This window comes from Ruegeria sp. C6 (genome assembly GCF_056537625.1).
In genome coordinates this window covers 1072093-1098365 of the sequence record NZ_JBQFRW010000001.1, presented here as the reverse complement: position 1 = coordinate 1098365, position 26273 = coordinate 1072093, and the positions used below count along the sequence as shown (strand labels likewise).

27 protein-coding genes and 1 pseudogene are annotated in these 26273 nt (G+C 56.0%); 21 read left to right on the top strand and 7 right to left on the bottom strand.

The features are described from left to right. Window positions 1-36 precede the first annotated feature (36 nt). The 14 genes from acuI to ACR0MJ_RS05395 all read left to right on the top strand — a co-directional run bounded on the left by acuI (window position 37) and on the right by ACR0MJ_RS05395 (window position 12995). Window positions 37-1032, top strand: coding sequence for an acryloyl-CoA reductase (acuI, locus tag ACR0MJ_RS05460; protein WP_480759738.1), 996 nt, complete (start codon window positions 37-39; stop codon window positions 1030-1032). 184 nt (window positions 1033-1216) lie between these two features. Further along, the gene (gene frr, locus ACR0MJ_RS05455) at window positions 1217-1780 is read left to right on the top strand and encodes a ribosome recycling factor (RefSeq protein WP_170393138.1); all 564 of its coding nucleotides are present in this window, start codon (window positions 1217-1219) and stop codon (window positions 1778-1780) included. 9 nt (window positions 1781-1789) lie between these two features. After that, a complete protein-coding gene (gene uppS, locus ACR0MJ_RS05450; protein ID WP_480759735.1) occupies window positions 1790-2521 on the top strand; it encodes a polyprenyl diphosphate synthase in 732 nt (243 codons plus the stop codon). Continuing rightward, a complete protein-coding gene (locus tag ACR0MJ_RS05445; RefSeq protein WP_170393136.1) occupies window positions 2518-3300 on the top strand; it encodes a phosphatidate cytidylyltransferase in 783 nt (260 codons plus the stop codon). Before uppS ends, ACR0MJ_RS05445 begins: the two co-directional genes overlap by 4 nt. After that, window positions 3300-4472, top strand: coding sequence for a 1-deoxy-D-xylulose-5-phosphate reductoisomerase (dxr, locus tag ACR0MJ_RS05440; protein WP_480759732.1), 1173 nt, complete (start codon window positions 3300-3302; stop codon window positions 4470-4472). Before ACR0MJ_RS05445 ends, dxr begins: the two co-directional genes overlap by 1 nt. A gap of 5 nt (window positions 4473-4477) precedes the next feature. Beyond that, window positions 4478-5830, top strand: a complete 1353-nt coding sequence (gene rseP, locus ACR0MJ_RS05435) for an RIP metalloprotease RseP (protein ID WP_480759730.1) — start codon at window positions 4478-4480, stop codon at window positions 5828-5830. A gap of 91 nt (window positions 5831-5921) precedes the next feature. After that, window positions 5922-6050 (top strand): hypothetical protein, encoded by a 129-nt coding sequence (locus tag ACR0MJ_RS05430; protein WP_255612105.1) that lies wholly within the window; start codon window positions 5922-5924, stop codon window positions 6048-6050. A gap of 128 nt (window positions 6051-6178) precedes the next feature. Next, a complete protein-coding gene (bamA, locus tag ACR0MJ_RS05425) occupies window positions 6179-8539 on the top strand; it encodes an outer membrane protein assembly factor BamA (RefSeq protein WP_170393133.1) in 2361 nt (786 codons plus the stop codon). A gap of 6 nt (window positions 8540-8545) precedes the next feature. Next, window positions 8546-9130 (top strand): OmpH family outer membrane protein, encoded by a 585-nt coding sequence (locus tag ACR0MJ_RS05420; protein WP_480759726.1) that lies wholly within the window; start codon window positions 8546-8548, stop codon window positions 9128-9130. Window positions 9131-9202: 72 nt separating this feature from the next. Continuing rightward, window positions 9203-9676, top strand: coding sequence for a 3-hydroxyacyl-ACP dehydratase FabZ (fabZ, locus tag ACR0MJ_RS05415; RefSeq protein WP_170393131.1), 474 nt, complete (start codon window positions 9203-9205; stop codon window positions 9674-9676). After that, on the top strand, window positions 9673-10458 hold the full coding sequence (gene lpxA / locus ACR0MJ_RS05410) for an acyl-ACP--UDP-N-acetylglucosamine O-acyltransferase (protein ID WP_170405636.1): 786 nt from the start codon (window positions 9673-9675) through the stop codon (window positions 10456-10458). Before fabZ ends, lpxA begins: the two co-directional genes overlap by 4 nt. 4 nt (window positions 10459-10462) lie before the next feature. Then, on the top strand, window positions 10463-11257 hold the full coding sequence (locus ACR0MJ_RS05405; RefSeq protein WP_170405641.1) for a UDP-2,3-diacylglucosamine diphosphatase LpxI domain-containing protein: 795 nt from the start codon (window positions 10463-10465) through the stop codon (window positions 11255-11257). Next, window positions 11257-12414, top strand: a complete 1158-nt coding sequence (lpxB, locus tag ACR0MJ_RS05400) for a lipid-A-disaccharide synthase (protein ID WP_480759722.1) — start codon at window positions 11257-11259, stop codon at window positions 12412-12414. The genes ACR0MJ_RS05405 and lpxB overlap by 1 nt, the downstream gene beginning before the upstream one ends. Further along, the gene (locus ACR0MJ_RS05395; RefSeq protein ID WP_170625932.1) at window positions 12414-12995 is read left to right on the top strand and encodes a cadmium resistance transporter; all 582 of its coding nucleotides are present in this window, start codon (window positions 12414-12416) and stop codon (window positions 12993-12995) included. Before lpxB ends, ACR0MJ_RS05395 begins: the two co-directional genes overlap by 1 nt. On the opposite strand, the gene mnmA is transcribed toward ACR0MJ_RS05395, so the two are convergent. Further along, window positions 12992-14137, bottom strand: coding sequence for a tRNA 2-thiouridine(34) synthase MnmA (gene mnmA, locus ACR0MJ_RS05390; protein ID WP_480759718.1), 1146 nt, complete (start codon window positions 14135-14137; stop codon window positions 12992-12994). The genes ACR0MJ_RS05395 and mnmA overlap by 4 nt on opposite strands. Window positions 14138-14267: 130 nt before the next feature. Between mnmA and sciP the strand changes: the two genes are divergently transcribed. The 5 genes from sciP to ACR0MJ_RS05365 all read left to right on the top strand — a co-directional run bounded on the left by sciP (window position 14268) and on the right by ACR0MJ_RS05365 (window position 20060). Further along, window positions 14268-14561: a CtrA inhibitor SciP gene (gene sciP, locus ACR0MJ_RS05385; RefSeq protein ID WP_170662503.1), complete on the top strand. Its 294-nt coding sequence runs from the start codon at window positions 14268-14270 to the stop codon at window positions 14559-14561. 84 nt (window positions 14562-14645) lie between these two features. Beyond that, complete coding sequence (ctrA, locus tag ACR0MJ_RS05380) at window positions 14646-15362, top strand: response regulator transcription factor CtrA (RefSeq protein WP_170393124.1); 717 nt, start codon at window positions 14646-14648, stop codon at window positions 15360-15362. Window positions 15363-15487: 125 nt separating this feature from the next. Then, window positions 15488-17740 carry an NAD-dependent DNA ligase LigA gene (ligA, locus tag ACR0MJ_RS05375; RefSeq protein ID WP_480759714.1) on the top strand — a complete coding sequence of 751 codons (2253 nt, stop codon included), beginning with the start codon at window positions 15488-15490 and terminating at the stop codon, window positions 17738-17740. Continuing rightward, window positions 17737-19827, top strand: coding sequence for an ATP-dependent DNA helicase RecG (gene recG / locus ACR0MJ_RS05370; protein WP_480759711.1), 2091 nt, complete (start codon window positions 17737-17739; stop codon window positions 19825-19827). Before ligA ends, recG begins: the two co-directional genes overlap by 4 nt. Before the next feature lie 110 nt (window positions 19828-19937). Beyond that, window positions 19938-20060: a hypothetical protein gene (locus tag ACR0MJ_RS05365; protein WP_255612104.1), complete on the top strand. Its 123-nt coding sequence runs from the start codon at window positions 19938-19940 to the stop codon at window positions 20058-20060. 185 nt (window positions 20061-20245) lie between these two features. Here ACR0MJ_RS05365 and ACR0MJ_RS05360 read toward each other — a convergent pair whose 3' ends face one another. Next, entirely contained in the window at window positions 20246-20884 is a 639-nt protein-coding gene (locus ACR0MJ_RS05360) for a MarC family protein (RefSeq protein WP_170393121.1), read from the bottom strand. Window positions 20885-20937: 53 nt separating this feature from the next. Further along, the gene (locus ACR0MJ_RS05355; protein ID WP_480759709.1) at window positions 20938-21390 is read right to left on the bottom strand and encodes an iron-sulfur cluster assembly scaffold protein; all 453 of its coding nucleotides are present in this window, start codon (window positions 21388-21390) and stop codon (window positions 20938-20940) included. Window positions 21391-21438: 48 nt separating this feature from the next. Between ACR0MJ_RS05355 and hisI the strand changes: the two genes are divergently transcribed. After that, a complete protein-coding gene (gene hisI, locus ACR0MJ_RS05350) occupies window positions 21439-21828 on the top strand; it encodes a phosphoribosyl-AMP cyclohydrolase (protein ID WP_170421534.1) in 390 nt (129 codons plus the stop codon). A gap of 23 nt (window positions 21829-21851) precedes the next feature. On the opposite strand, the gene gluQRS is transcribed toward hisI, so the two are convergent. The 4 genes and pseudogenes from gluQRS to ACR0MJ_RS05330 all read right to left on the bottom strand — a co-directional run. After that, window positions 21852-22697: a tRNA glutamyl-Q(34) synthetase GluQRS gene (gluQRS, locus tag ACR0MJ_RS05345; protein WP_480759707.1), complete on the bottom strand. Its 846-nt coding sequence runs from the start codon at window positions 22695-22697 to the stop codon at window positions 21852-21854. Then, window positions 22694-23308: a class I SAM-dependent methyltransferase gene (locus tag ACR0MJ_RS05340; protein ID WP_170405671.1), complete on the bottom strand. Its 615-nt coding sequence runs from the start codon at window positions 23306-23308 to the stop codon at window positions 22694-22696. The genes gluQRS and ACR0MJ_RS05340 overlap by 4 nt, the downstream gene beginning before the upstream one ends. A gap of 38 nt (window positions 23309-23346) precedes the next feature. Then, on the bottom strand, window positions 23347-24687 hold the full coding sequence (trmFO, locus tag ACR0MJ_RS05335) for a methylenetetrahydrofolate--tRNA-(uracil(54)-C(5))-methyltransferase (FADH(2)-oxidizing) TrmFO (protein WP_480759704.1): 1341 nt from the start codon (window positions 24685-24687) through the stop codon (window positions 23347-23349). Window positions 24688-24938: 251 nt separating this feature from the next. Further along, window positions 24939-25733 (bottom strand): annotated as a pseudogene (locus ACR0MJ_RS05330) (enoyl-CoA hydratase); the annotation flags it as partial. 49 nt (window positions 25734-25782) lie between these two features. On the opposite strand from ACR0MJ_RS05330, the gene ACR0MJ_RS05325 reads away from it, so the two are divergent. After that, a complete protein-coding gene (locus ACR0MJ_RS05325) occupies window positions 25783-26226 on the top strand; it encodes a PaaI family thioesterase (protein ID WP_480759701.1) in 444 nt (147 codons plus the stop codon). Window positions 26227-26273: the final 47 nt, after the last annotated feature.

Here is a 26273-nt window from a genome sequence, read left to right as displayed (position 1 = left end):
AACACAGCCGATTGAGGCAATAGAAGGAGTAAGTTCATGTTTAATGCACTTGTCGTTGAAAAAGATGAAGAAAGCGGCCTCGCAAGCGCTTCGGTGAAGCAGGTTTCTCTGGATGCGCTGCCGGATGGAGAAGTGACGACCGCCGTTGAATATTCAACGGTGAACTACAAGGACGGTCTGTGCATGTCGCCCAAAGGCGGTGGTCTGGTGCGTAGCTATCCTCATATTCCGGGCATCGATTATGCGGGCACGGTCGAGCAGTCCTCGGATGCACGCTACAAACCTGGCGACAAGGTCGTGCTGACGGGCTGGCGCGTAGGTGAAGCGCATTGGGGCGGTTATTCACAAAAAGCAAACGCGCGAGCAGATTGGCTGGTGCCGTTGCCGGATGGGTTGGATACACGGCAGGCGATGGCAGTTGGCACTGCCGGGTTCACCGCTATGCTGGCCGTCATGGCGCTGGAGGATCAAGGTTTGCAGCCGGGTCATGGCCCCGTGCTGGTCACAGGTGCTGCAGGAGGTGTCGGCTCGGTCGCAACGGCCATTTTGGCTCATCTGGGCTATGAGGTTGCAGCTGTGACCGGGCGTCCTGAAACCGAAGATTATCTCAAATCACTGGGTGCAACCACAATTGTCCCGCGTGACGAGTTGAACGAGACCACCAAGCGTCCGCTGGAAAGTGAAACTTGGTCCGGATGTGTTGATGCGGTGGGCGGAGCGATGCTTGCCCGCGTGCTGGGGCAGATGAAGTATGGGGCCTCGGTAGCTGCGGTTGGCCTTGCCGGTGGTGCGGCGCTGCCCGCAACCGTGATCCCATTCCTGCTGCGCGGTGTAAATCTGTTGGGCATCGACAGCGTGATGCAGCCATATGACAACCGGGTCCGTGCCTGGACGCGTATCGCAACCGATCTGCCCATGGATAAACTTGAGGCGATGGTCCATGCAGCAACCCTTTCTGATCTGCCCCAGTTGGGAGCGGACATCCTGCAAGGTCAGGTAAAAGGGCGCGTCGTGGTAAACGTGAACGCTTGATAGACAAAACAGACAACGGATCGGCCGGAGCATGCATCCGGCCGACCCAATTGTCGGGAATGAGGCCGAAATGCCGGAAACAGTTCTGGCCATTGCCACATTTCGTGACCATGATTGCTATACATCCCATTTGTGATGGCTTAAGACCCATCCGAACATCACCTGAAGACGGGGAGTGAGCAGCATGTCTGATGATTTCGAACTCGATACCGATGATCTGAAACGCCGCATGGACGGTGCCATGGCCAACCTCAGAACCGAATTCGCTTCGCTGCGGACCGGTCGTGCATCGGCTTCAATGCTTGAGCCCGTCATGGTCGATGCTTACGGCGCGATGACTCCGATCAATCAGGTTGGTACCGTGAACGTCCCTGAACCGCGCATGGTAACCGTGAATGTTTGGGACAAGGGCCTCGTAGGCAAAGTTGAAAAGGCCATTCGGGAAAGCGGTTTGGGTATAAACCCGCAACTGAATGGTACCATCATCATGCTGCCGATTCCCGAACTGAACGAAGAACGCCGTCGCGAGCTCGGCAAGGTCGCGGGTCAATATGCAGAAAGCGCACGGGTTTCGATCAGGAATGTGCGCCGTGATGGCATGGACCAGATCAAAAAGGCCAAGGCAGACGGCATGTCCGAGGACGATCAGAAATTCTGGGAAACCGAGGTTCAGGAGCTGACGGATACCATGATCAAATCCGTCGATGATGCGCTCGAGACCAAACAAGCCGAGATCATGCAGGTCTGAGCCTCGGATATGCCAAAGGATCCCGATACCTCTCCGATTGCAGGGCCGCGCCACGTTGCTATCATCATGGACGGCAACGGTCGCTGGGCACAGTCGCGCGGGCGGCCTCGATTGTTTGGCCATCATGCAGGTGCGCGCCGCGTCCGTGAGGTGGTCGAGGCCTGCCCGGGTTTAGGGATCAAGTATCTGACAGTATTTGCGTTTTCGACTGAAAACTGGAAACGCACTCAGGTCGAAGTTGCAGGCCTGATGAGCTTGTTTCGCCGTTACATCGTCAAAGAGACCAAGACCTTGAAAGATAACGGCATTCGGGTCCGTTTCATTGGGGATAGAGTTCGGCTGGATGCCAAGTTGACCGAGCTGATGGATACGCTTGAATGTGAAACACAGAACAATGACCTGGTTCATCTAACCGTTGCCTTGAACTATGGCGGTCGTGACGAGGTGGCGCGCGCGACCAGACGTTTGGCATGTGACGTTGCCGATGGCGTACTGCGCCCCGAGGACGTGGACGAGGAAACTCTGCCCAAGTATCTGGACACGCGCGTTCTGCCTGACCCCGATTTGGTGATCCGTACCAGTGGTGAAGCGCGGATTTCGAATTTCCTGCTGTGGCAGTCTGCCTATTCCGAATACGAATTCATCGATACTCTGTGGCCTGATTTCACCGCTGCAGAACTGGAACGGCTGTGCCGCAACTATGGATCGCGTGAACGGCGGTTTGGAGCGGTCCCGGCATGAGTGATGGCCGATGGTCTGATCTGACTGCCCGGGTTTTGTCGGCTTCGGTTCTTGTGACTATTGCGGCAGTCGAAGTTTGGCTAGGCGGCCTGTGGTTTGAGATATTTATCGGCACCGTCTGCGGTCTGATGATATGGGAACTGATCCGGATGATCGACCCAGAACGTCAGGGTGTCGCGATTCAGCTGGCGATACTGACCGGGTTCGCCGTGGTCCTAAGCTATCATCTACCACCGCTATACAAGCTTCCATGTTTGGTGGCCCCGGCATTGGTAGGAGCAGGACAGATCAACCGTGCGCGCGGGATATACGTCCTGTTTGCCCTTTGGATCGCGATGTCGGGGCTGGGATTCATATCGATCCGAGAAAACCTGGGATTTGGATGGATGGTTTGGCTGATCCTTGTGGTCGTGGCCACGGATGTCGCCGGGTATTTTGTGGGCAAAACGCTTGGCGGACCTAAGTTCTGGCCCAGAGTTAGCCCCAAGAAGACATGGTCCGGTACGGTTGGAGGCTGGGTTGCTGCCGCGCTGGTCGGAACAGTTTTTGCGCACTATGCCGGTTTCGGCATTGCTTTTATCGTTGTCTCGGTTCTTGCCTCTATGGCCAGCCAGATCGGTGATATTGTTGAAAGCGCGACAAAACGTGGCTTTGGCGTTAAGGACAGCTCAAACCTTATACCCGGCCATGGCGGGTTTCTGGATCGGTTTGATGGGATGATGGGCGCGTCAGTCTTTGTGTTGCTCGCAGGGCTGTTTTACGCGCCCGGAGGTATGTGATGCGAAGGGTATCCATATTTGGTGCGACTGGTTCCATTGGCCAGAATACGATTGATTTGATCGCAAGAAATCCGAATGCCTATGACGTGGTCGCGTTGACCGGTGGACGCAACGTCGCGCAGCTTGCAGGCGATGCAGTGCGCCTGGATGCAGACGTGGCGGTGACTGCGTTTGATGACAAACTCGATGATCTGCGTGACGCATTGGCCGGCAGCAGAGTGCGAGCGGCTGCGGGGCAGGCCGCTCTGATCGAGGCCGGGGCGCGACCGGCGGATTGGGTGATGTCTGCAATTGTCGGTTCCGCAGGACTGGCTCCGGGGATCGAAGCGTTGAAACAAGGGGCGACACTCGCGCTTGCCAACAAGGAAACGCTGGTTTGTGCCGGGCCGCTGGTTTTGGAAACGGCTCGGGCGCATGGCGCCACGCTATTACCCGTGGATAGCGAACATTCGGCAGTTTTTCAGGCGCTTGTGGGCGAGGATATGACAAGCGTCGAACGGATCATTATCACCGCAAGCGGTGGAGCGTTCCGGGATTGGCCGCTTGGCGATCTGGCCAAAGCAACTGTTGAACAGGCATCGAGTCATCCGAACTGGAACATGGGACAGCGGATTACGATCGACAGCGCATCTATGTTCAACAAGGCATTGGAAGTTATAGAAACCAAAGAATATTTTGGCGTTAACCCATCGAATATCGAAGTCCTCGTGCACCCCGAATCCATCGTTCACGCACTGGTCGGATTTCAGGACGGCGCCTTGATGGCACATCTGGGGGCTCCGGATATGCGCCATGCCATCGGGTACGCGCTGCATTGGCCCGAACGGCGCGATTTACCTGTTGCGCGCCTGGATCTCGCGCAACTGGGTCAGTTGCGATTTCATGCACCGGATGAAGTGCGTTATCCGGCTTTGCGTCTTGCCCGCGAAGTGATGCAACGCGGTGGCTTGTCCGGTGCGATCTTCAACGCCGCCAAAGAGCGCGCATTGGACCACTTTATAGAAAACCGGATACGTTTTTTGGATATGGCAGACACGGTGTCGGCCGTGTTGGAGCGTTTTGAGGCTTCAGACAGCCTGATTGATGCACCATTGACCCTTGATAATGTACAGCAAACGGACCATCTCGCACGTCAGTGGGTCGATGAAACCGTATTGGAACGAGCAGGATAGAACTTTTGGACATACTCTCTTTGATCCCGCAATTTGGCAATCTGCTCTACACGATAATAGCCTTTGTTATTGCGCTTTCAGTGATCGTCGCGGTGCACGAATACGGCCACTACATCGTTGGTCGGTGGTCTGGCATTCATGCCGAAGTGTTCTCGATCGGTTTCGGCCCGGTTCTATGGAGCCGTGTAGACAAGCGCGGCACTCGCTGGCAGGTCGCGCTGCTGCCATTTGGCGGTTATGTCAAATTCCTGGGGGATGCCAATGCCGCGTCCGGCAAGGACGTAGACGCAATGAGTGAGATCTCTGCACAAAACCCGGAAGAGCTGCGCCGCACCATGCACGGTGCCCCGCTTTGGGCGCGTGCGATTACTGTTGCGGCAGGGCCGGTCTTTAATTTCGTGATGTCGATATTGGTGTTTGGCCTGATTTTCTGGTCGCAGGGTGTTTCCCGTGAACCTTTGACTGTTGGCGCACTGCAGCCGTTGCCTGGTACAATTCAGGGTTTGCAGGAGGGCGATGAGATTATCGCCATCGCAGGCATTCCAACACCGGATTTCGATGACGCAAGCAACTGGTCCGATTTCATCAATTCGCTGCCTGTAGAACCAGAGCTGGACTATACGGTTATCCGAGATGGAGAGACCACTGATGTCGTGGCACCTTGGCTCTTTCCACCGCTAATCCAACAGGTTACGCCGCGCAGTGCAGCGATGGACATACAGTTGCAGCAAGGCGACGTAATCACGGCGGTAGACGGTGATCCGATCTTTGCGTTCGAGCAGCTTAAGGAACATGTCGAAGGATCGAACGGGCGCGTATTGCTGCTGGATGTATGGCGCGACGGGGCGGATTTAGAATTTGCACTTGCGCCCCGACGCACCGACGAGCCGACGTCGACTGGTGGTTTCATCACCCATTGGCGCATCGGTATCGTAGGCGGCATGATGATCGATCCCGAAACCGTTCCAGCGGGCATTTGGGATTCGATCGAAGGTGGCGTGGTCCAAACCGGGCGCATCATCGAAGGCTCGCTGTCGGGAATGTGGCACATGATCACCGGAGCGATCAGCACCTGCAACATTTCCGGGCCGATCGGTATTGCCGAAACCTCGGGTGCTATGGCCAGCCAGGGGGCACAGAACTTCATCTTCTTCATCGCCGTATTGTCAACGGCGGTCGGGTTGCTGAACCTGTTCCCGATCCCAGCCTTGGATGGGGGGCATTTGCTATTCTACGCTTATGAAGCTGTGTCTGGCAGACCACCCAGTGACAAAGCGCTGAGGGTACTGATGGGGGTCGGTGTCACACTGATCCTGTCATTGATGCTTTTCTCGGTCAGTAATGATCTGTTCTGCTGATTAAGGCGATCTTGGCACCGTTCCGACGCAAAATTGCCGCAATTCAAGCCTATCTTATTGGGGTGCATCGATAAGTGTAGGCTTGAGTTCAATGACCAAGGCGTTTCAAAAATCCTATCAGAGTGTCAGTGTCCTGTTCCAGTTGAACTGGGATATGCTGCTTAGCTTTGCCGTGACCGCACTGGCCCTAGCTGTTGGTGGTTATCTGCTCGGTTTGTGATTCTCCAGAACATGTCTGACTTACATGCAACGGCCTGATGGGCCGTTTTTGCTTTTTCGTCTTTTGACATGGCCTCACAATCGGGCTACTCAGCAGCTAAAGGCTGAAAATTCTGGGTAGTGATAAAAATGACTGACAGCAGGCGCACGGGCACATACTGCGGCTCGCGGGGGCGGAAAAGCAACATTTTGTGGCAGGCACTAACGTTCTTTTTCCTTTTTGCTACACCGGGTTTACTGGTTCTGACGCAGCCCGCGCAGGCGCAATCCTACACCATCAACAGCTTCGAGGTTGAGGGCAATCGACGGATCGAGACTTCGACGATTATCGCCCGCACCGGAATCGAACCGGGGCAGACTGTTACGGCAGGACAATTGAATGATGCCTTCCAGCGTTTGCTTGACAGTGGTGTTTTTGAAACAGTCGAACTTACACCGCGTGGCAGTACGTTGGTCATCGCGGTCGAGGAATACCCGACCATCAACCAGATTAGCATCGAGGGCAATCGCCGCGTAAAAGATGATCTCCTGCTCGAAGCGATATCGTCCCAAACCCGCCGCGTATTCACGCCTCAACAGGCCGAAGCGGACGCTGACCTGATTGCCGAAGTATATTCGGCGCAGGGCCGCGTATCCGCGACGGTTATCCCGCGCATCATTCGTCGCAGCGATAACCGTGTCGATCTGGTGTTCGAAGTCGCCGAGGGAACGACAATCGAGGTCGAGCGAGTCAGTTTTGTAGGAAACCGCGCGTTTTCGGACCGTCGACTGCGCCGCGTGCTTGAAACAAAGCAGGCGAACATTCTGCGGACCTTCCTTCGCGGCGACACCTTCATTGCCGACAGAATCGAATTCGACAAACAGGTGATCCGTGATTTCTACCTGTCACGCGGTTATATCGATTTTCGCGTCAATAGTGCCAATGTCGAATTCACCCGCGAACGGGATGCATTCTTTCTGGTTATGAACGTCACAGAAGGACAGCGGTTCTCGTTCGGTCAGATTACGACCGTCAGTGAGATCCCGGGTGTGGACCCGGCGCCTTATCAGGCGGCTCTGAAAGTCAAACCAGGTGTAATTTACTCTCCGACGGTGCTTGAGAACTCGATCGCGCGGATGGAGCGTCTGGGGCTGAAAAACGGCGTTGATTTTCTGCGGGTCGAGCCCCGGGTAACGCGTAATCCCCGCGATCTGACATTGGATGTCCAGTTCGTGCTGACCCGTGGCCCGCGTATCTTTGTGGAACGCATCGATATCGAGGGGAACACAACCACCCTGGACCGTGTGATCCGCCGCCAATTCGATACCGTTGAAGGCGACCCCTTCAATCCCCGCGAAATCCGCCAGAGCGCCGAACGTATTCGCGCCTTGGGTTTCTTCTCGGTCGCTGATGTGGAAACCCGCGAGGGATCGTCGCCAAGCCAGGTTATCGTGGACGTGGATGTCGAAGAACAACCAACCGGTTCGTTGAGTCTGGGTGGTAGCTACTCGGTCTCGGACGGTTTCGGGATCGCAATCGGATTGAATGAATCGAACTTCCTCGGCCGCGGGCAAAACCTGGGTATCACGTTGTCGACAGCTCAGGATTCTGAGCAGTACGTTATCAACTTTACCGAGCCTTATCTGCTGGGCCGTAAGCTACGCTTTGATCTTGGGCTTGGTCTGGCCAGCACCAATTCGAGCTTTGCCAGCTACGACACAAAAACAGTGTTCTTCCGCCCACAGCTGAGCTACGCGATCGGTGAATTGTCGGCGCTGCGTCTTCGCTATGGTTGGGATCGCAGCGAAATGACCCAGCAGAGCAATGAGCGGAACGGCGCTGTCATCTCATCAGAGATCGATCAGGGGAAACGAACCAGCAGTTCTCTGGGTGTGTCCTACGTATACGATAGCCGTATTGGTGGCCTGAACCCCACAGCGGGCGTCCTGTTCGAAGTCGGCGTGGATGCTGCTGGTCTTGGCGGGGACAATGAATTCTTCAAAACCACGGCACGGGCGATAGCCCAAAAACGCGTCCTCAACGAAGAAGTCGTATTGCGCGCGACGCTTGAATTGGGTGCACTGAACTGGACCGGGGACGATTTCAGCCGCACGCTCGACCGGTTTGTTCTAGGTCCTAGCACATTCCGCGGGTTTGAGCCTGCTGGTATCGGGCCGCGTGACCTTTCGAACGGGCAGGACGATGCCATCGGCGGCAACTACTACTGGGTTGCTCGTTTCGAATCGGACTTCCCGCTGGGGCTGCCCGAAGAACTGGGGCTGCGTGGCGGCGTCTTCTATGATGTTGGCAACCTCTACAATCTCAACAACGTCAACACCGCTGGCGCTGATATTGTTGGTGAAAGCGGTTCGATCCGGCATGTTGTAGGGGTATCCGTACTGTGGGAAACACCGTTTGGTCCGCTTCGCTTCAACTTCTCGCAGGCCCTCAAGAAAGAGGACTTCGATAAAGAGCAAAGCTTTGACCTGACCGTTCAAGCCAGGTTCTGATCGCGAATGATCACCGAAGTTAAGAACATCCTGCAGGGCCCGCTAAGGGCCCTGTGCGTTTTGGTACTTCTAGCTGTAGCAATGCCGCTGGGTGCGCAGCAATTGGGCGTGCCACAAACAGACGTTCTGACAATCTCCAGTGAGCGTTTGTTTGCAGATTCCGCCTTTGGGCAGCGCGTCTTTCGCGAGATTGAAGCCGAAAGCACCCTTTTGGCTGAAGAAAACGAACGGATTGTGGCGCAGTTGAGCAAGGAAGAAAAAGATCTGACCGAAATGAGGTCAGATCTTTCGGCGGACGAGTTTCGCCCGCTTGCCGAAGCTTTTGACGAGAAAGTTCAATCACACCGTGACGGCCAGCGCGCCAAACTGGACGCATTAGCGCGGCGCGGCGAAGAGGCGCGTGGTCAGTTTTTTGAAATGGCGCAACCGGTGCTGATCGAATTGCTGCGCGAATTTGGCGCCTCGATTGTGATCGAGCGGTCCAATGTGGTTCTAAGCACGGACGCCTCAGATATTACCAACGCTGCGATCGCCAGGATCGATGCCGCAATCGGCGACGGCGCTACACTTGAAAACAATAACAACGAATAGGCTGGCTTGCCCTTGGGTACGGGTATTGCTAACCACGCTTGAAAGAGACATCCAGAACAGGACATCCGCACCATGACCACGGAAACCAAGAGCGCCGACATTCAGCTGATTCAGCGTATATTGCCGCATCGCTATCCGTTTTTGTTGGTCGACAAGGTTGTGGATATCGATGGCTATCAATCAGCGGTGGGCATCAAGAATGTCACCATGAACGAGCCGCACTTTCAGGGCCATTTCCCCGGAACTCCGATCATGCCTGGCGTGACCATTGTCGAGGCGATGGCGCAGACTGCAGGGGTTATGCTGGGTGTCGGCATGGATGTAATCGACAGCGAGTTGCTGATCTATTTCATGAATATCGACAAATGCAAATTCCGCCGCAAGGTCGTACCTGGCGATGTTCTCGAAATGCATGTCGAAACTGTACGCGGTAAGAAAGGTGGCAAGATCTTCAAGTTCAGCGGCCGCGCGACAGTCGAGGGCGAGGTTGCTGCCGAAGCTGAATTTTCGGCCTATGTCGACTGGGACATGGAAAAAACAACATGAGCGGTATTCATCCCAGCGCCATTATCGAAGACGGTGCGCAGATCGGGCAGGGTTGTACGATTGGTCCATTCTGCCATATCGGTCCGCAGGTCCGTCTGGGCGATCGGGTCGAACTGAAATCCCATGTCGTAGTCACCGGCGATACGTCAATTGGTGATGACACAGTGATTTTCAGCTTTGCTGTTGTCGGGGAAATTCCGCAAGACAAGAAATTCGGTGGTGAGAACACGCGCCTTGAAATCGGTGAGCGCAACCGTATCCGCGAACACGTCACTATCAACACCGGCACGGATGGCGGCGGTGGTATCACCCGGATTGGCGATGATTGCTTACTGATGGCCGGTGTCCACGTGGCGCATGATGTACAAATCGGCAACCGGGTCATTCTGGTGAATCACGCTGGCGCGGCTGGTCACTGTATTATCGAGGATGACGTCATCGTTGGCGGAATTTCGGGCTTACATCAGTTCGTGCGCGTAGGTCGCGGTGCCATCATTGGCGCGCTTACGATGGTCCCGAATGATGTGATTCCATATGGGCTTGTTCAGGCGCCTCGGGGCGAACTGGATGGCTTGAATCTGGTCGGTTTGAAACGGCGTGGTGTAACGCGTGAGGATATCTCGGCATTGCGCGCGGCCTTCAAGGAACTGTCAGAAGGAGACGGCACCTTCATGGATCGCGCCACCCGGCTGGGCGAGGATGCAGACAACGAATATGTGCGCCAGATCGTCGAATTTGTGACGGGGCAAACAGACCGTTCGTTCCTGACCCCGAGGAAGTAGGCCAATGCTGGCATTGATCGCAGGAACTGGCGCTTTACCAGACGAGGTGGTCACTTGTCTGCCAAACCGCCCGCTAATCTGCGCTCTGGAAGGGTTTGAGCCCGATACACTGACCACCGACTTGGTTTTTCCATTGGAGCAACTGGGTAGCTTCATCGCCGATCTCAAAGCCCGCGGCGTGACCGAGATTTGCATGGCAGGGGCAGTGCGTCGTCCGACTGTCAATCCAGCTCGCATTGATGCGGCGACGATGCCGCTGGTGCCGATCCTGCAAAAGGCCATCATGGCCGGTGACGACGGCGCATTGCGCGCGGTCATTGGAATATTTGAGGATGCCGGTTTGACGGTCCGTGCGGCGCATGAGATCGCGCCGGATTTGCTGCCGCCTCTTGGCTCATCGACCGAAGCCCAGCCTTCTGAAACTGATCACGCCGACGCAGATCGAGCGGCAGGAATCCTGCGCAACATGGGGACGGCGGATATCGGTCAGGCTTGCGTAGTACTGAAATCTCAAGCGTTGGCGATCGAGGGCATCTATGGCACCGCATGGATGCTGCAATCCTTGACTCAGCGCCCCGACGCGGGCGGTGGCATTCTGTACAAGGGTCCAAAACCAGATCAGGATCGCCGCGCAGATATGCCTGCCATCGGACCCGACACCGTTTCGGCGGCTGTCGCGGCGGGCCTGTCGGGCATTGTCATCGAAAAGGGCGGCGTCATCGTTTTGCAACGCGATCGCGTGATTGAAGAATGCAATCGCCTTGGTCTGTTTCTTTATGTCCGCGAGCGCACGGTCTGATGCGCGTATTTCTGGTCGCCGGTGAACCTTCGGGCGACCGTTTAGGGGCCGCGTTGATGGAAGGTCTGCGTACCCTTTTGCCAGAGGTGCAGTTTGATGGGGTTGGCGGGCCGCTAATGCAGGCGCAGGGGCTGACCAGCCGATTTCCCATGTCTGAACTCAGCATTATGGGGTTGGTCGAGGTTCTGCCCAAGTTCTTTCACCTAAAACGCCGTATCGCTGAGACTGCTCAGGCCGTTCTAGACACGAAGCCTGATGTACTGATCACTATCGACAGCCCGGATTTCTCGTTGCGTGTGGCTAAGCTGGTAAAGGCCTCCAGCGAGATTCGCACTGTCCACTACGTTGCCCCCAGCGTCTGGGCCTGGAGGCCGGGGCGCGCAGACAAGATGGCGAAAGTAATCGATCACGTCCTTGCGCTGTTACCCTTTGAACCGCCTTATATGGAGCGGGCAGGGATGGAGTGTGACTTTGTCGGCCATCCGGTTGTGAACGAACCCATTGCGTCCGATCAGGATATCCAGCGATTCCGCGCGGCTCACCATCTGGGCGACGCGCCCATCGTGCTGGCATTGCCCGGCTCCCGACGGGGTGAGGTCGAGCGGCTGGCTCCGATCTTTGGCGCTGCTTTGCAGGAATTTCTGAGAGACCGTCCCGGTATGCGCGTGGTCGTGCCCGCAGTTGCACATATGGTTGATGCGGTCGCCGAACAGGTTCGGAACTGGCCGGGGAATCCGATAGTTGTTGATCCGCGGGAATTGCCCTCGGACGACGCGCAAACGCAGAAACGGGCAGCGTTTGCCGCAGCTGATCTTGCATTGGCTGCATCCGGCACGGTCTCATTGGAACTGGCCGCGCAGGCAACACCGATGGTGATCGCCTATAACCTCAACTGGCTGACCACGCTGATCGCAAAACGAATGGTTAAGCTGGACACCGTCACACTGGTCAATCTGGTCTCGGAGACACACGCAGTACCCGAATGTCTGCTGGATGAATGCCAACCGGACAAGATCGCTTCGGCGTTGGAACAGGTGGCCGCCACCCCCGACGCCCAACATCAAGCCATGGCGACGACGATGGAGCGTCTTGGTCGCGGTGGCGAAGCACCGGGTCGGCGTGCGGCAAGGGCCGTTTTGGACAGAATGAAATCGTGATGCTGGATCACACGATCTTCGCTGCTTCGGCCTTCATGGCGCAGGTTTTGACCAATCTCGACAACCTTGCAGCTCTTGTAGCGTTGATGATGGTGTCTGGTCCGCGCCGGACCGTTGCGGGGTTCCTGCTGGCGCAGATGTTAATCATCGCTGCCGCCCTATTGTTGGCCTTGGGTGTCGATGATGTGGTGCCACATTGGGCTGGATATCTGGGCGTGATACCACTTGGCCTCGGGCTGATCGGAGTTATCCGTCAGTTCCGCGGATCAGAAACCGACGAGGCCCCCCAAATATCCACGAGTGCCTCAACATTCGTCACCATGCTGCTGTTCATAAGTCTGTCAATGGACACGTTCGCTGTGCTTGCGCCGCTATTGGCCGACTCAGCCCCCAGCTATCGGATTGCGGGTGTCACCGGCGCGGTGGCCGCAGCGCTGACGCTGACCATGCTGGGGCTTTGGGGTGCACAATCCCCAATCATGACCGGCGGTTTCGCACGTCGGCTTGAGAAACTGGTGCCTTACGTGATGATTTGTGCCGGGATCTATATCCTCAGCAACTCGTGGACTGACGCGATTTAGTAACCGCGCCAGATCCAGCCGCCGCCAAAGATACGGCTGCTATCGGTTTCGTAGAACACACAAGCCTGACCCGGAGAGATACCTTCCTCGGGCGTCAGCAATTCAACCTCGGCTGTTGTGTCCGAAAGGGGGCGAATAATCGCCTCACGCGGGGGGCGGGTCGAGCGGACTTTGACCGAAACATGCCATTCGTTCTTTGACGTGAACGGTTCGTTTCCCAGCCAATTGATCTCGCGCACGGGAACGGTTCTTGTGGCCAACATCTCTTTGGGGCCGACAACAACCTGTTTCTTGTCCACATCCAGCTTGACCACATACAAAGGTTCGCTGAGACCACCGATACCGAGCCCACGACGCTGACCGATCGTATAGTGAATCACCCCGTTATGCTGCGCCAGAACGCGGCCATCGGCGTGTACGATCTCACCGGGTTCTGCGGCTCCGGGGCGCAGTTTTTCGATCACGCTGGCATAGTTTCCGTTGGGCACAAAACAGATGTCCTGACTATCCGGCTTGTCCGCAACGGCCAGCCCATATTGTGCCGCCATCTCGCGCGTGGCGTCTTTGGAGGGCAGGTGGCCAAGCGGGAAACGCAGGAAATCCAACTGTTCCGGTGTGGTCGAAAATAGGAAATAGGACTGATCGCGATTTGCATCCTCAGCGCTATGAAGCTCGGCGCCATTCGGGCCCATCTTTCGCTGGATGTAATGGCCTGTGGCCATGCAGTCGGCCTCAAGGTCCTTGGCGGTCTCAAGCAAGTCCTTGAACTTCACCCGTTCATTGCAACGGATGCAGGGCACCGGAGTCGCGCCGGCAAGATAGCTGTCGGCGAATTCGTCGATTACAGCGTCCTTGAAGATATTTTCATAGTCCAAGACGTAGTGAGGGAACCCGCGTTCTTCCGCCACGCGACGCGCATCGTGGATGTCGATCCCCGCACAGCACGCGCCTTTCTTGGCCAACGCCGCACCGTGATCGTAAAGCTGCAGAGTAACACCTACGACATCATAGCCTTGATCAGCGAGATGGGCCGCCACAACAGAGCTGTCCACACCGCCGGACATGGCCACGACAACCCGCGTTTCCGAGGGTGGTTTGGCAAAGCCAAGCGAGTTCAGCGGGGTCTCGGTATCGAGGGCCATAGGCGGTTCCTGTCCGGGTTAAGAAAGACCGGCAGAATATAAGAAAATTCTAGACACTCTCAAGGGGCGGTTTCACGCCCTTTTAAGTAGGCTGGGTGCAGCTTTGTCGCAGCAGCAGAAGGTATGAGAAATGTATTTGCACAAAGTGGAAGGTCCAAGGTCGGTCACCCTGCCGGACGGGAGCGTGCTGACACGCGCCGATTTGCCTCCTGCGGATACGCGGCGCTGGGTGGCGTCGCGCAAGGTGATCGTTGTGCGCGGTGTACTTTATGGGTTGATTTCATTGTCTGAAGCCAAAAAGCGCTATGGCATCAGCGATGAAGAGTTCAACTCGTGGGTCTCAGCAGTTGCTGAGCACGGGATCGATGGGTTGAAGGTGACGGCCTTAAAAAAATATCGACAACTTAAAGGTGAAAGTGAATAAATGATTCAACGGTAACGTCAGATTAACCATTTTTATTCAGGCTCAAATCAGTTGAAGAATTTGACCTAAATTGGAGCAGTGAACATGCGCATACTTCTTGTCGAGGATGATCCAACCACGTCCAAAAGCATCGAACTGATGCTGACACACGCCAATCTCAACGTGTATGCGACGGACCTTGGCGAAGAAGGCATCGATCTGGCCAAGCTATATGATTACGACCTCATCCTGTTGGACTTGAATCTGCCGGATATGAACGGCCATGAAGTATTGCGCCAACTGCGCATAGCACGGGTAGAGACACCGATCCTGATTCTGTCGGGCGCTGATGACACCGAAAGCAAGATCAAGGGATTTGGATTTGGAGCAGACGATTATCTGACCAAACCTTTCCATCGAGAAGAGCTGGTGGCGCGCATTCATGCGATTATCCGCCGCTCTAAGGGGCATTCTCAATCCGTGATTCACACCGGGCAGGTCGCCGTAAATCTGGATGCCAAAACCGTAGAGGTGAACGGAAAAACCGTACACCTGACAGGCAAGGAATATCAGATGCTGGAACTTCTGAGCCTGCGGAAAGGAACAACACTGACCAAAGAAATGTTCCTGAACCATCTCTACGGCGGCATGGATGAGCCCGAGCTCAAGATTATCGACGTCTTCATCTGCAAGTTACGCAAGAAACTCAGCAATGCGACCGGTGGTGAGAATTATATCGAGACGGTCTGGGGCCGTGGATATGTCCTGCGTGATCCGCAAGCCAACAACATGGGTGAAACCCGCATGGCCGTGGGTGCCTAATCTGATCTGATTGCTACCGTCGATGGTCCGGGGCGGTAAATCCACTCGCGTGTCAGCACAACACTGGACCTGACCATGGCCTCGTCCTATCACTGGTTTTCAAGACGACGTGACAGGGCGGGGCCATGAGCGATACCACAGAAATCGCAGATCTGACAGAAGATGAAGCACGGGAAGAATTGGCCCGGCTCGCCAAGGAATTGCTGCGGGCAAACCAGCTTTATCACACTGAAGATGCTCCAGAAATTTCGGATGCCGACTATGATGCTCTCAAGCGTCGCAATGCCGAGATCGAGGCGCGATTCCCCGAACTGAAACGCTCCGACAGCCCTACTGAACAAGTGGGCGCACGCGTTTCAGATGGGTTTGCAAAAGTGACCCACGCCGTGCGTATGATGTCACTGGGCAATGCGTTTGATGACACGGATGTTGCCGATTTTGACCGCTCGATCCGCAAATATCTGGGACTGGGAGATGAGGCACCGCTCGCCTATACAGCTGAGCCCAAAATCGACGGCCTGTCATTATCCCTACGGTATGAGCAGGGTGAACTGATGCAGGCTGCAACACGTGGTGATGGTGAGACCGGTGAAAACGTTACCGCAAATGCGCGTACGCTTTCCGATATTCCACACCGAATTGAGGGTGCACCAGACGTTCTTGAGGTTCGCGGCGAGGTATACATGTCTCACCATGATTTCGAGGCTTTGAACGCACGTCAGGTCGAAACAGGTGGAAAGACCTTTGCAAATCCGCGCAACGCTGCGGCTGGTTCGCTCCGTCAACTGGATTCCGAAATAACACGATCTCGCCCGCTGAAATTCTTTGCCTACGCCTGGGGTGAACTGTCTGCACCGCTAGCTGAGACTCAGATGGGCGCAATTGATCGCCTCAAAACCTTGGGGTTCCAGGTAAATGCGCTGACAAGGCGTTGCTCAACGACTAATGAGATGTTGGAACATTACCGTCAGATTGAAGCTCAGCGCGCGACCTTGGGCTATGACATTGATGGGGTCGTATACAAGGTCGATGATCTGAGTCTGCAGGCCCGGCTGGGTTTCCGATCTACCACGCCCCGCTGGGCGATTGCGCACAAGTTTCCTGCCGAACTGGCTTGGACGCGGCTTGAAGCCATCGACATTCAGGTGGGTCGTACGGGCGCGCTTAGCCCGGTAGCGCGGCTGCATCCGGTAACCGTTGGCGGGGTAGTTGTTTCGAACGCGACCCTACACAATGAAGATTATATTGCAGGGCGGGACGCCAAAGGCGGAGTCATTCGTGAGGGCAAGGATATTCGCGTTGGAGATTGGGTTCAGGTCTATCGGGCCGGGGATGTGATCCCGAAAATCTCGGATGTTGATCTGTCGAAACGACCCGATGATGCGCGGCCCTTCGCTTTCCCGACGACATGCCCGGAATGTGACAGCGACGCGATCCGGGAAGAGGGGGATGCGGTCCGCCGCTGCACAGGGGGGCTGATATGTCCCGCTCAGGCGGTTGAAAAACTCAAACATTTCGTATCGCGCAAGGCGTTCGATATCGAAGGGCTTGGCGCAAAACAAATCGAGATGTTTTATGGCGATCCTCTTCTGCCAATAAACACACCCGCTGATATATTTACGTTGAAAGATCGCGACACCGAAAACCTGGCCCGGTTGAAAAACCGCGACGGCTGGGGCGAGACATCGGCAAGCAACCTGTTTGCAGCGATCGATGACAAGCGAACCATACCGTTTGCCCGCCTGTTGTTCGCTCTGGGGATTCGTCATGTGGGCGAAGTTGGTGCACGAGATTTGGCGTTGTTTTATCGGGAATGGGATGTAATGGCGGCCTCCATTGATACGGCCCGGCCTGCCGCGCTTGCGCAGCGTGCAGCCGATGAAGCGGAAGACGCCGAGAGAATCGCGGCTACTGCAGAAGCGAGGCGTGCGAAAGTTAAAGAAGTTCGGGATGCGGCTTTTGTGCGAATGGATGTTTCGACAGATGCCGCCAGCGCCTGGGCTGATCTGATTGGTATCGACGGAATCGGCGCCACGCTCGGGTTGTCACTATCTGATGCGTTTGCCAATTCGGAGGAACGCCAAGCATTTGATGATCTGCGTAAACATCTGACGGTTGTTCCACCAGAGGCTCCTGCGTCGGACAGTCCGGTCGCAGGAAAAACCGTCGTGTTTACGGGAACGCTTGAAAAGATGACACGCGCCGAGGCCAAGGCCCGCGCCGAAGCGTTGGGAGCCAAAGTGTCCGGCTCAGTCAGCCAGAAAACTGATTTGCTCGTGGCGGGCCCGGGTGCAGGGTCCAAGGCGAAAAAAGCGGCTGATCTGGGCATCGAAACCTTGGATGAAGATAGCTGGCTTCAACTGATTGGCGATCTATGAGCGGCAGGCCTGAACAGCTCTTTCCGCTGTTTGCGGGTCTTGAAACACTAGATGGTGTGGGGCCGAAGACCGCGCAGCTTCTGGGCCAATTAGGGATCGATTCACCGCGCGATGTATTGTTTTCGCTACCCTATGCGGTGATTGACCGGCGGCGACGCGATACGATTCAGGGTGCCGACCTTCCGACGACTCTGACTGTTGAGGTGACAATCGGCGCGCATCGAGCACCGCGGAACAAAGGGGGCGCATATCGCATTCATGTTGAAGACAGTCAGGCGGATTTCCAACTGGTGTTTTTTCATGCCCGAGGGGACTATCTGAAGAAGCTGTTGCCGGAGGGCGCACGCCGGGTGGTATCGGGAAAGCTTGAGCTGTTCGATGGCATGGCTCAGATGGTACACCCCGATCATATGGTCGCGCCTGAAAACGCAGGCGAATTGCCCGAGTTTGAACCGGTTTATCATCTGACGCAGGGTGTGACGCAAAAAACTGCCTATAAAGCTGCTCAAAGTGCGTTGGCGCGAGTACCTGCATTGGCCGAATGGGCCGACCCCGCTCAGGTGGCACAACAGAATTGGCCAGATTGGACAACAGCAATTCACGCTGCACATCACCCGCATGGGGCGGACGACGTAGCACCTTTTGCGCCTGCGCGGGAACGTCTGGCTTACGATGAGCTGCTCGCACATCAACTGACGCTGGCCCTGGCACGACAGCGTGAGCGTAAAGCGCGGGGGATCATCAGTCTCGGCACCGGCGTGTTGCAATCCAAGGTGCTGGCAAGCCTTCCATATCGACCGACCGGAGCGCAGACACGCGCGATCGAGGAAATCTCGGCAGATATGGCCGCTGAGACGCGGATGAACCGGTTGCTTCAGGGCGATGTGGGGGCAGGAAAGACTCTGGTAGCATTTGTTTCGCTACTTATAGCCGTCGAAGCTGGCGGGCAGGGGGTAATGATGGCCCCTACCGAAATCCTTGCCCGGCAGCATCTTGAAGGGCTGCGACCATTGGCAGAAGAAGCCGGAGTTGTGCTGGAAATCCTGACCGGGCGCGACAAGGGGGCTGAGCGTCGAGCGAAGCTGGCTGCGCTGAAGCAGGGAGATATTCAGATATTGGTCGGTACCCACGCGGTGTTTCAGGACGATGTTGAATTCAAAGCCCTAAGGCTGGCCATCGTTGATGAGCAGCACCGTTTTGGCGTCCGCCAACGCATGGAGCTGTCCGAAAAGGGCCAACGCGCGGATGTGCTGGTGATGACCGCTACGCCCATCCCGCGCAGTTTGGCGCTTGCGCAGTACGGCGATATGGACGTCTCGGTGCTGGATGAAAAGCCGCCGGGTCGTAAACCGATCAAGACCGCAGTCGTCAGCACGCAACGCATGGACGAAGTTGTGGCCCATCTGCGCGGTGCGATTGATGCAGGCAAACAATGCTATTGGGTGTGCCCATTAGTCGATGAATCCGAGGTCTCGGACCTGACTGCAGCTGAAGAGCGTTTCAAAAGGTTGCGCGCGATCTTGGGGGACGATGTGGTGGGTCTGGTACACGGCCAAATGCCGCCCGCCGATAAAGACGCGGCAATGGCGGCGTTTCAGAGTGGTAAGACCAAAGTCCTTGTCGCTACTACGGTGATCGAGGTTGGGGTGAACGTGCCCAACGCCACGATCATGGTGATTGAGCGGGCAGAGATTTTTGGTCTGGCGCAGTTGCATCAGCTTAGGGGCCGAGTTGGACGTGGTGAAGATGCCTCAACCTGTTTGTTGATGTATCAGTCACCGCTTAGCGAGGGTGGTCGCAAACGGCTGGAGGTACTCCGAGAAACTGAAGACGGCTTCCGCATTGCCGAGACCGATCTGCAGATGCGCGGTGCGGGTGACTTGATCGGAACCGCACAATCTGGCCTGCCAAAGTTCCGGATAGCTGATCTTGAAAGGCAAGCTGGGCTGATGGCGGTGGCGCAATCAGATGCGCGCGCTTTGCTGTCCGCAGACCCCAAATTGACCTCGGATCGGGGGCAGGCTGCGCGTGTTCTTCTGTGGCTTATGAAGCAGGATCAGGCGATCCGTTTGATATCAGTGGGTTAGACCGAAAATCCCACTAAGTTCACAAATGTTCTCAAAAAGTTCTTTACCGACTCGTTAAAATATGAGAACAAAAGGTCAACAAAGGATTAAACCTGACCGGAGGTGAGACCATGCTGAGCCAGATCAAAACTGCCTTTACCCGTTCACAATCCACGATTTTGCAGGATGCAGCGGGCGCGGTTTCACTGGTTGTGATGCTGGTGGTTGCCCTTCACCTGCCAACCGGGTTCTAAGCCTTTCTGCCTGCGATCTCGTGCCGATCACACCGCGCTTGTCTCCCCGTCATAGTCAAGGGTGACCTGCCTGTCCCATTTCCCTTGAAGGGGCCTGCCTCGGCCCCGTGCGGTGATCCGGACCCTACATGAGAAACGCATGACTTGCCGCCGCCCTTTCCGCCCGGAAGGTGCGGCGGTTCTTTTTACAGCTGTCCGGTTTTGATGATTTCGATCGTGGCGGATAGAACTGAATTTACGGCGACGGATGCAAGGATCATCCCCATTACGCGGCTGATGATCGCTGCGCCGGAATGCCCGATCAACCGGATGATCGGCTCGGCCAGCAGCATCAGCACAAACGCTATGGCAATAACGACCAACATAACCAGTGCAGTGATGCTCTGATCGGCGACGCTGTATCGGTTGTTGTCCGTTAGAACCACTATCGCCAGCATCGCGCCCGGTGACGCAAGCGAAGGGACGGCCAAAGGGAAAATGGCCGGATTGGTCTTGTGCATTTTGTCGTCCAGGTCTTCTTCGGCCTGGCGCTGCTCGATCACCTGTTTGCTTTCGCCAAAGATCATGGTCAGAGCGAAGAGAAACAGAATAATTCCGCCTGCAACCTGAAACGAGTTAAGGCCGATATCCAAAGCCTCGATCACAAGTTGCCCAAAGATCAGAAAGAACAGCAGAATGCCTGCGCTGACCAACGCGGCCAGTAAAGCGGTTTTACGACGCGCACCCGTCGCGATCCCAGCAGTGACAGCGATAAAGACGGGGATGGTGCCGATCGGGTCGATCACGACCCAGAGCGTCACAAAATGTTCCAGCAAATTGTTCACGTTAGCCCCCAATCTTTGGGGGCACCCTATACGGCTTTGTATGGAAAAGCCAATCAGGCGCAGTTGGCTTGTTCGGCCTGCTCCATCGCCTCGGCGGTCGCGTCAAGCGCCAGCAGGATTGACGCGTGGCGGTTCTTGTAGTCCCGCGCGGGCATCAGGACTCCGAGCCCGTCAAAGGGCGCCTCGGGGGCAGGGCCGTCTTTCTTCAGCATTGCGGAAAGCTGATCACGTGCGGTTTCGACCTGCGACCGCGTCGCCCCGATCACGGCGCTGCCTACGACCGAAGCCGAGGCCTGACCCAACGCACAGGCCTTGACGTCTTGCCCAAAGTCCACGATCCGCCCATCTTCAAGCTTGACGTCTACAGTCACGGTCGATCCACACAAAGGGGCTCGTTTCTTTACCGTCGCATCGGGATTATCCAAGCGATCCAGATGAGGAATATCCGCAGCTAGCGCCAAGATGCGTCCGGAATAGAGCTTGATCAGATCGGTTTCGCCGCTCATGGCTTTCCCTCGTTGTCCATTCCCCATACATAATGGCGGGATTCTGGGATGCAAAAGGTTTTTGCGATGGCTGACGCAGTCTTGTTCGATCCGTCGACACTGAAATTCAACGAGGCGGGTTTGATCCCCGCGATCGCACAGGACGAAGCGACGGGCGAGGTTCTGATGATGGCCTGGATGAATGCCCAATCCATCGAGCACACGTTGGAAACCGGACGGGTTACGTATTGGTCGCGGTCACGACAGGCGTTCTGGATCAAGGGCGAAAGCTCAGGCCACTTGCAGGCCCTGGTGGATTTTCGCGTCGATTGCGACAGGGATTGCCTGCTGGTTGTGGTGAACCAAACGGGGCCAGCCTGTCACACCAACCGGCGAAGTTGTTTCTACACGGCCGTCCGCGATGGGACCGAAGTCGAACTCATGAAGCCGATGGAATAGTGGGGCCTCTGATGGTGGTCAGGTCAAATGCCCACCATCTCTCTGATTTCAGCGGGAGATGCTCCTTGTTCGCGATAAAGCGAGATGGCGCGTGCGTCGTCACGTTTCGCGAGGCGTTTGCCGTTGTTGTCCCGGATCAGACGGTGATGATGATAAACAGGTGTCGGCAACCCAAGCAGCCCTTGTAAAAGGACATGTATCTGCGTGGCATCGAACAAATCCTCGCCCCGGACCACATGGGAGATGTTCTGATCCGCATCATCAACCACGACGGACAGGTGATACGAACTGCCCATATTGCGCCGAACGAGAATGATGTCGCCAACCGCGTTCATGAGGTTGTGCGCATCAAGCTCATGCGTTCCCAAATACTTCGCACCAGTTTCACAAAATCCACGAAGTTCGGATGCCTTGATTGCCTTGTGCATGTTCAGGCGCAGAACATCCCCAGCTGAAGCATCCGACAAAGGACGGTCGCGGCACGTGCCTGGATAGATGCGCCCGTCTGGTCCGAACTGGGGTACACCTTCCTGCGGAGCACCGGCCGCAGATTCGATATCGGCACGATTGCAGCTGCAAGGGTAGACAAGGCCCATGTTTTTCAGAATTTCCAATGCCTCTCTGTATCGCGGCAGCCTGTCCGACTGGCGCATCGCCGGGTGCGGCCAGCGCAGTCCAAGCCAGTGCAGGTCGTCGTAGATCTGGGTTTCCCAACGGGACCTGGATCGCGATTGATCAATATCTTCGATCCGCAAAAGAAATGATCCACCCGCAGCCCGTGCCTGATCAAACGCAAGAAGCGCGGAATAGGCATGCCCTAGATGCAGCGGACCTGTTGGAGATGGTGCGAAACGCGTTGTGAATGTCACGTTTTTTCAACAACATAAACGTCTGATTTCATGTCCATACCCGGTAGATGCGGACCGTATTCGCGGAATAACAGCCTTGCGTGACCCATGTCCAGCCAGTCGTTCAGCCGCCCGGTGTAAGTGCGGTCAGCCAAAGTGTGATCGTTGAAGGAAAACGCCAGATATCCGCCACGTGGCAGCGCGTTCATAAGTAGATCAAAGGTTTCAGGCGGCGCGGCACCAACGCCGATGACGCCAATGCATGTTATGGCTGAGTAAGCCTCGGCCTCAATGGGGTTGGGATCAGTAACTTCGAAGTTTATCAAGTTGCGATAAACCCCCTTGGCAGCGGCACCTTCCAGCATCTTTGGTGTTGGATCCATCCCATCGATGACACGAAAACCCGCCTTGCGAAGTGCTAAACCCGACAACCCGGTACCGCATCCGTAGTCCAGCACCGGCACAGCAGCATCTGAGACAAAGGATTTCAATGCTGCCGCAACACGGTCCGGGGTGACATATCCGTGCTCACCGACTTCATCATCGTATGAGGCCGCCCATTTTTGGTAGTGATCGTGCGTTTCCTGGGCAGAATTCAGATTGTATGTGTCTTTCAGAAACTTATCGCTCATACCTTACATGTTAGGCGCAGGCTGGGGGCGACGTCCAGTCAACACTGCTTTACCCAATCGCTCCAGACTTCTTTTGCGCGATCGGTATAGGCCTTGTAGCGGTCCTTGCGGCCTCGGCGCCCCCCTTTCAGGCCGTCGACCGGGCGAAACAGACCAAAATTCACGTTCATCGGCTGGAAGGTCTTGGCTTCGGCGCCGCCCGTGATGTGGTGGATCAATGCGCCCATCGCACTGTCTTGCGGTACGTCAGGAAGGGATCGGCCTAGTATTTCGGCAGCGGCCAAACGGCCTGCCAAAAGGCCCATCGCTGCGCTTTCCACATACCCTTCCACCCCCGTGATTTGCCCCGCAAAACGAATATTTGGCCTAGACTTGAGCCGCATCTGCGCGTCCAGCAAAGTCGGAGAGTTGATGAAAGTGTTGCGGTGAATGCCACCCAATCGCGCAAAGCTGGCATTTTCCAAACCCGGTATCATACGAAATACCTCGGTTTGCGCACCGTATTTCATCTTGGTTTGGAAACCGACGATGTTGAACAACGTGCCCAAGGCATTGTCGCGCCGCAATTGGACGACGGCATAAGGTTTTACTTCCGGTTGATGCGGATTTGTCAGGCCAACAGGTTTCATCGGGCCATGGCGTAAAGTTTCACGACCGCGCTCGGCCATAACCTCGATCGGCAGACAGCCGTCGAAATAACCAGCGGTCTCTCCCTCGTGGAATTCGGTCTTATCTGCAGCCAGCAGCGCATCAATGAAGGCTTCGTGCTGATCACGATTCATCGGACAGTTGAGGTAGGCGGTGCGCTCTTCCTCAGTCTCGCCCTTGTCGTAGCGTGACTGCATCCAGGCTTTGCTCATATCAATGCTGTCTGCATAGACGATGGGGGCGATCGCGTCGAAAAAGGCCAGCGCCTCGGTACCAGTCTCTGCGCGAATGGCTTCCCCCAATGCGGGCGAGGTCAACGGCCCGGTTGCAAAGATCCACTTTCCGTCTTGGGGTAGACTGGTAACTTCTTCCGCTGAGACCGAGACCCGTGGATGGGCCTTCAGCTTGGCAGTTACGGCTTCGGCAAAAGGATCACGGTCAACCGCAAGCGCGCCACCCGCAGGCAGGCGATGGCTATCTGCGGTCGTCATGATCAACCCGTTTGCCGCGCGCATTTCCCAATGCAGCAAGCCGACTGCGTTCTGTTCATCATCATCCGATCGGAATGAGTTCGAACACACCATCTCGGCCAGATTGCCGGTCTGGTGTGCAAACGTGCCCACATTAGGACGCATTTCGTGGATCACGACATCCACGCCCATTTCCGCTGCCTGCCAGGCAGCCTCGGACCCGGCCATGCCGCCGCCCACGATATGCAATGTCTCTGTCATGTGCTGCCAAATAGGGCAGAGCAGCGCCATGCGCAATGCGCAGTAATCGCTTTAGTTCTGAGGGGGATTCTTGGGGTCGCCGCTGCGGGAATGTCAACGCCGGTGAGAGAAACCAGCTTGGAGGGACCTTCCGCCCACGGCGACCCAAAAGTATGGTCAGGCCTTGGCCTTGACCCAGCTTTGCCACAGTGTCGCCCTTTTGAAAAGTGAAAAAATGCGAACAGTCGGCAAAAATGTATTAAATAATTGCGTTACTGGTGCCAATCAGGCGGGCGCTTTTCGATAAAGGCACTAATCCCTTCCTCAGTATTCCGGTCCATCATATTCTGTGCCATTACCTCGGCGGTATAATCGTATGCCTGATCAGTCCGCATTGTAATCTGTTGATAAAAAGCGGTTTTACCGATTTTCACGGCACTGCTGAGCTTGCCTGCCAACTTCTCGGCCAACGCATTGGTTTCATCTTCCAACAAGTTCTCGGGAACCGCTCGATTGATCAGACCCAGCTCAGCCGCGCGTTCGGCGGTGATAAAATCACCGGTCGTGAGCATTTCAAACGCCTGTTTCCGCGGTATATTCCGGCTGAGAGCCACCATCGGAGTGGAGCAGAACAAGCCGATATTGACACCATTTACGCCGAACCGTGTGCCCTCGGCCGCGATTGCCAGGTCACAGGTTGCTACAAGCTGACACCCTGCGGCAGTGGCGATCCCGTGCGCTTGGGCGATCACGGGTTGGGGCAGGGACTGAATGGACATCATCATCTTGGCACATCGGTCGAACAGATCCTGAAAATAGGAAAGCCCACCATCGGGTGCCTGCCGCCCTTGGGTCATCTGTTTCAGATCGTGCCCCGCGCAAAACGCTTTCCCCGCACCGGAAAGAACAACAACACGAATCGACTTGTCTTCGCGCAGCGCATCGAACTCTGCCTGCAGGGCCGCCAGCATTTCATCGCTGAGGGCGTTCAACCGCTCAGGCGCGTTCATTCGAAGCCGTGCAATCGCACCTGTATCGTTACGTTCCAGAATTGCCATCTTGCCCTCCCGCTGGCGTTCAGGCCAACTCTAGGCGGGCAGAGCGACGAGGGGAAGCATGTCATTAGCACTGAATAAACAAGAATTGACGGAATACCTGGCGCAGGTGTTCCCACAGGTTCATAGCGACTTTGTCGTCGAGGATCTGAGAGAAGCAAACATCACCATGCGCCTGAGGGTCGAAGACCGTCACCTGCGCCCCGGAGGCACAGTATCTGGTCCGTCCATGTTCGGGCTGGCCGATGTCAGTGTATATGCAATGGTTTTGGCACGGAAAGGTCGGCAATCTCTGGCTGTCACCACCAACAGTTCTCTGGATTTCTTGCGCAAGCCCGAAGGCGGGGCGGACCTGATTGCTGAGTGTAAGTTGTTGAAATTAGGTCGTACACTGGCTGTTGGGGATGTGCTGATTTACTCGGTGGGCTCTGACAAGCCCGTCGCGCGGGCCAGCATGACCTATTCGCTTCCTCCAGAAGGCTCAGCCGCTGCTGCCTTTGGGTAAAAAAGGCCGGGGATAAACCCCGGCCAGGAAGAGGTCCCTTAGATGGG

Bases quoted from the DNA above. Each gene is read 5' to 3' on its own strand.
- uppS (WP_480759735.1), top strand. From the start codon at position 1,790: ATGCCAAAGGATCCCGATACCTCTCCGATTGCAGGGCCGCGCCACGTT.
- sciP (WP_170662503.1), top strand. From the start codon at position 14,268: ATGTATTTGCACAAAGTGGAAGGTCCAAGGTCGGTCACCCTGCCGGAC.
- ACR0MJ_RS05365 (WP_255612104.1), top strand. From the start codon at position 19,938: ATGCTGAGCCAGATCAAAACTGCCTTTACCCGTTCACAATCCACGATT.
- ACR0MJ_RS05405 (WP_170405641.1), top strand. From the start codon at position 10,463: ATGCTGGCATTGATCGCAGGAACTGGCGCTTTACCAGACGAGGTGGTC.
- trmFO (WP_480759704.1), bottom strand. From the start codon at position 24,687: ATGACAGAGACATTGCATATCGTGGGCGGCGGCATGGCCGGGTCCGAG.
- hisI (WP_170421534.1), top strand. From the start codon at position 21,439: ATGCAAAAGGTTTTTGCGATGGCTGACGCAGTCTTGTTCGATCCGTCG.
- acuI (WP_480759738.1), top strand. From the start codon at position 37: ATGTTTAATGCACTTGTCGTTGAAAAAGATGAAGAAAGCGGCCTCGCA.
- lpxA (WP_170405636.1), top strand. From the start codon at position 9,673: ATGAGCGGTATTCATCCCAGCGCCATTATCGAAGACGGTGCGCAGATC.
- ctrA (WP_170393124.1), top strand. From the start codon at position 14,646: ATGCGCATACTTCTTGTCGAGGATGATCCAACCACGTCCAAAAGCATC.
- mnmA (WP_480759718.1), bottom strand. From the start codon at position 14,137: ATGGCCCTCGATACCGAGACCCCGCTGAACTCGCTTGGCTTTGCCAAA.
- ACR0MJ_RS05420 (WP_480759726.1), top strand. From the start codon at position 8,546: ATGATCACCGAAGTTAAGAACATCCTGCAGGGCCCGCTAAGGGCCCTG.
- ACR0MJ_RS05355 (WP_480759709.1), bottom strand. From the start codon at position 21,390: ATGAGCGGCGAAACCGATCTGATCAAGCTCTATTCCGGACGCATCTTG.
- ACR0MJ_RS05325 (WP_480759701.1), top strand. From the start codon at position 25,783: ATGTCATTAGCACTGAATAAACAAGAATTGACGGAATACCTGGCGCAG.
- fabZ (WP_170393131.1), top strand. From the start codon at position 9,203: ATGACCACGGAAACCAAGAGCGCCGACATTCAGCTGATTCAGCGTATA.
- ACR0MJ_RS05395 (WP_170625932.1), top strand. From the start codon at position 12,414: ATGCTGGATCACACGATCTTCGCTGCTTCGGCCTTCATGGCGCAGGTT.
- ACR0MJ_RS05430 (WP_255612105.1), top strand. From the start codon at position 5,922: ATGACCAAGGCGTTTCAAAAATCCTATCAGAGTGTCAGTGTCCTGTTC.
- ligA (WP_480759714.1), top strand. From the start codon at position 15,488: ATGAGCGATACCACAGAAATCGCAGATCTGACAGAAGATGAAGCACGG.
- bamA (WP_170393133.1), top strand. From the start codon at position 6,179: ATGACTGACAGCAGGCGCACGGGCACATACTGCGGCTCGCGGGGGCGG.
- dxr (WP_480759732.1), top strand. From the start codon at position 3,300: ATGCGAAGGGTATCCATATTTGGTGCGACTGGTTCCATTGGCCAGAAT.
- recG (WP_480759711.1), top strand. From the start codon at position 17,737: ATGAGCGGCAGGCCTGAACAGCTCTTTCCGCTGTTTGCGGGTCTTGAA.
- ACR0MJ_RS05445 (WP_170393136.1), top strand. From the start codon at position 2,518: ATGAGTGATGGCCGATGGTCTGATCTGACTGCCCGGGTTTTGTCGGCT.
- frr (WP_170393138.1), top strand. From the start codon at position 1,217: ATGTCTGATGATTTCGAACTCGATACCGATGATCTGAAACGCCGCATG.
- ACR0MJ_RS05340 (WP_170405671.1), bottom strand. From the start codon at position 23,308: ATGAGCGATAAGTTTCTGAAAGACACATACAATCTGAATTCTGCCCAG.
- lpxB (WP_480759722.1), top strand. From the start codon at position 11,257: ATGCGCGTATTTCTGGTCGCCGGTGAACCTTCGGGCGACCGTTTAGGG.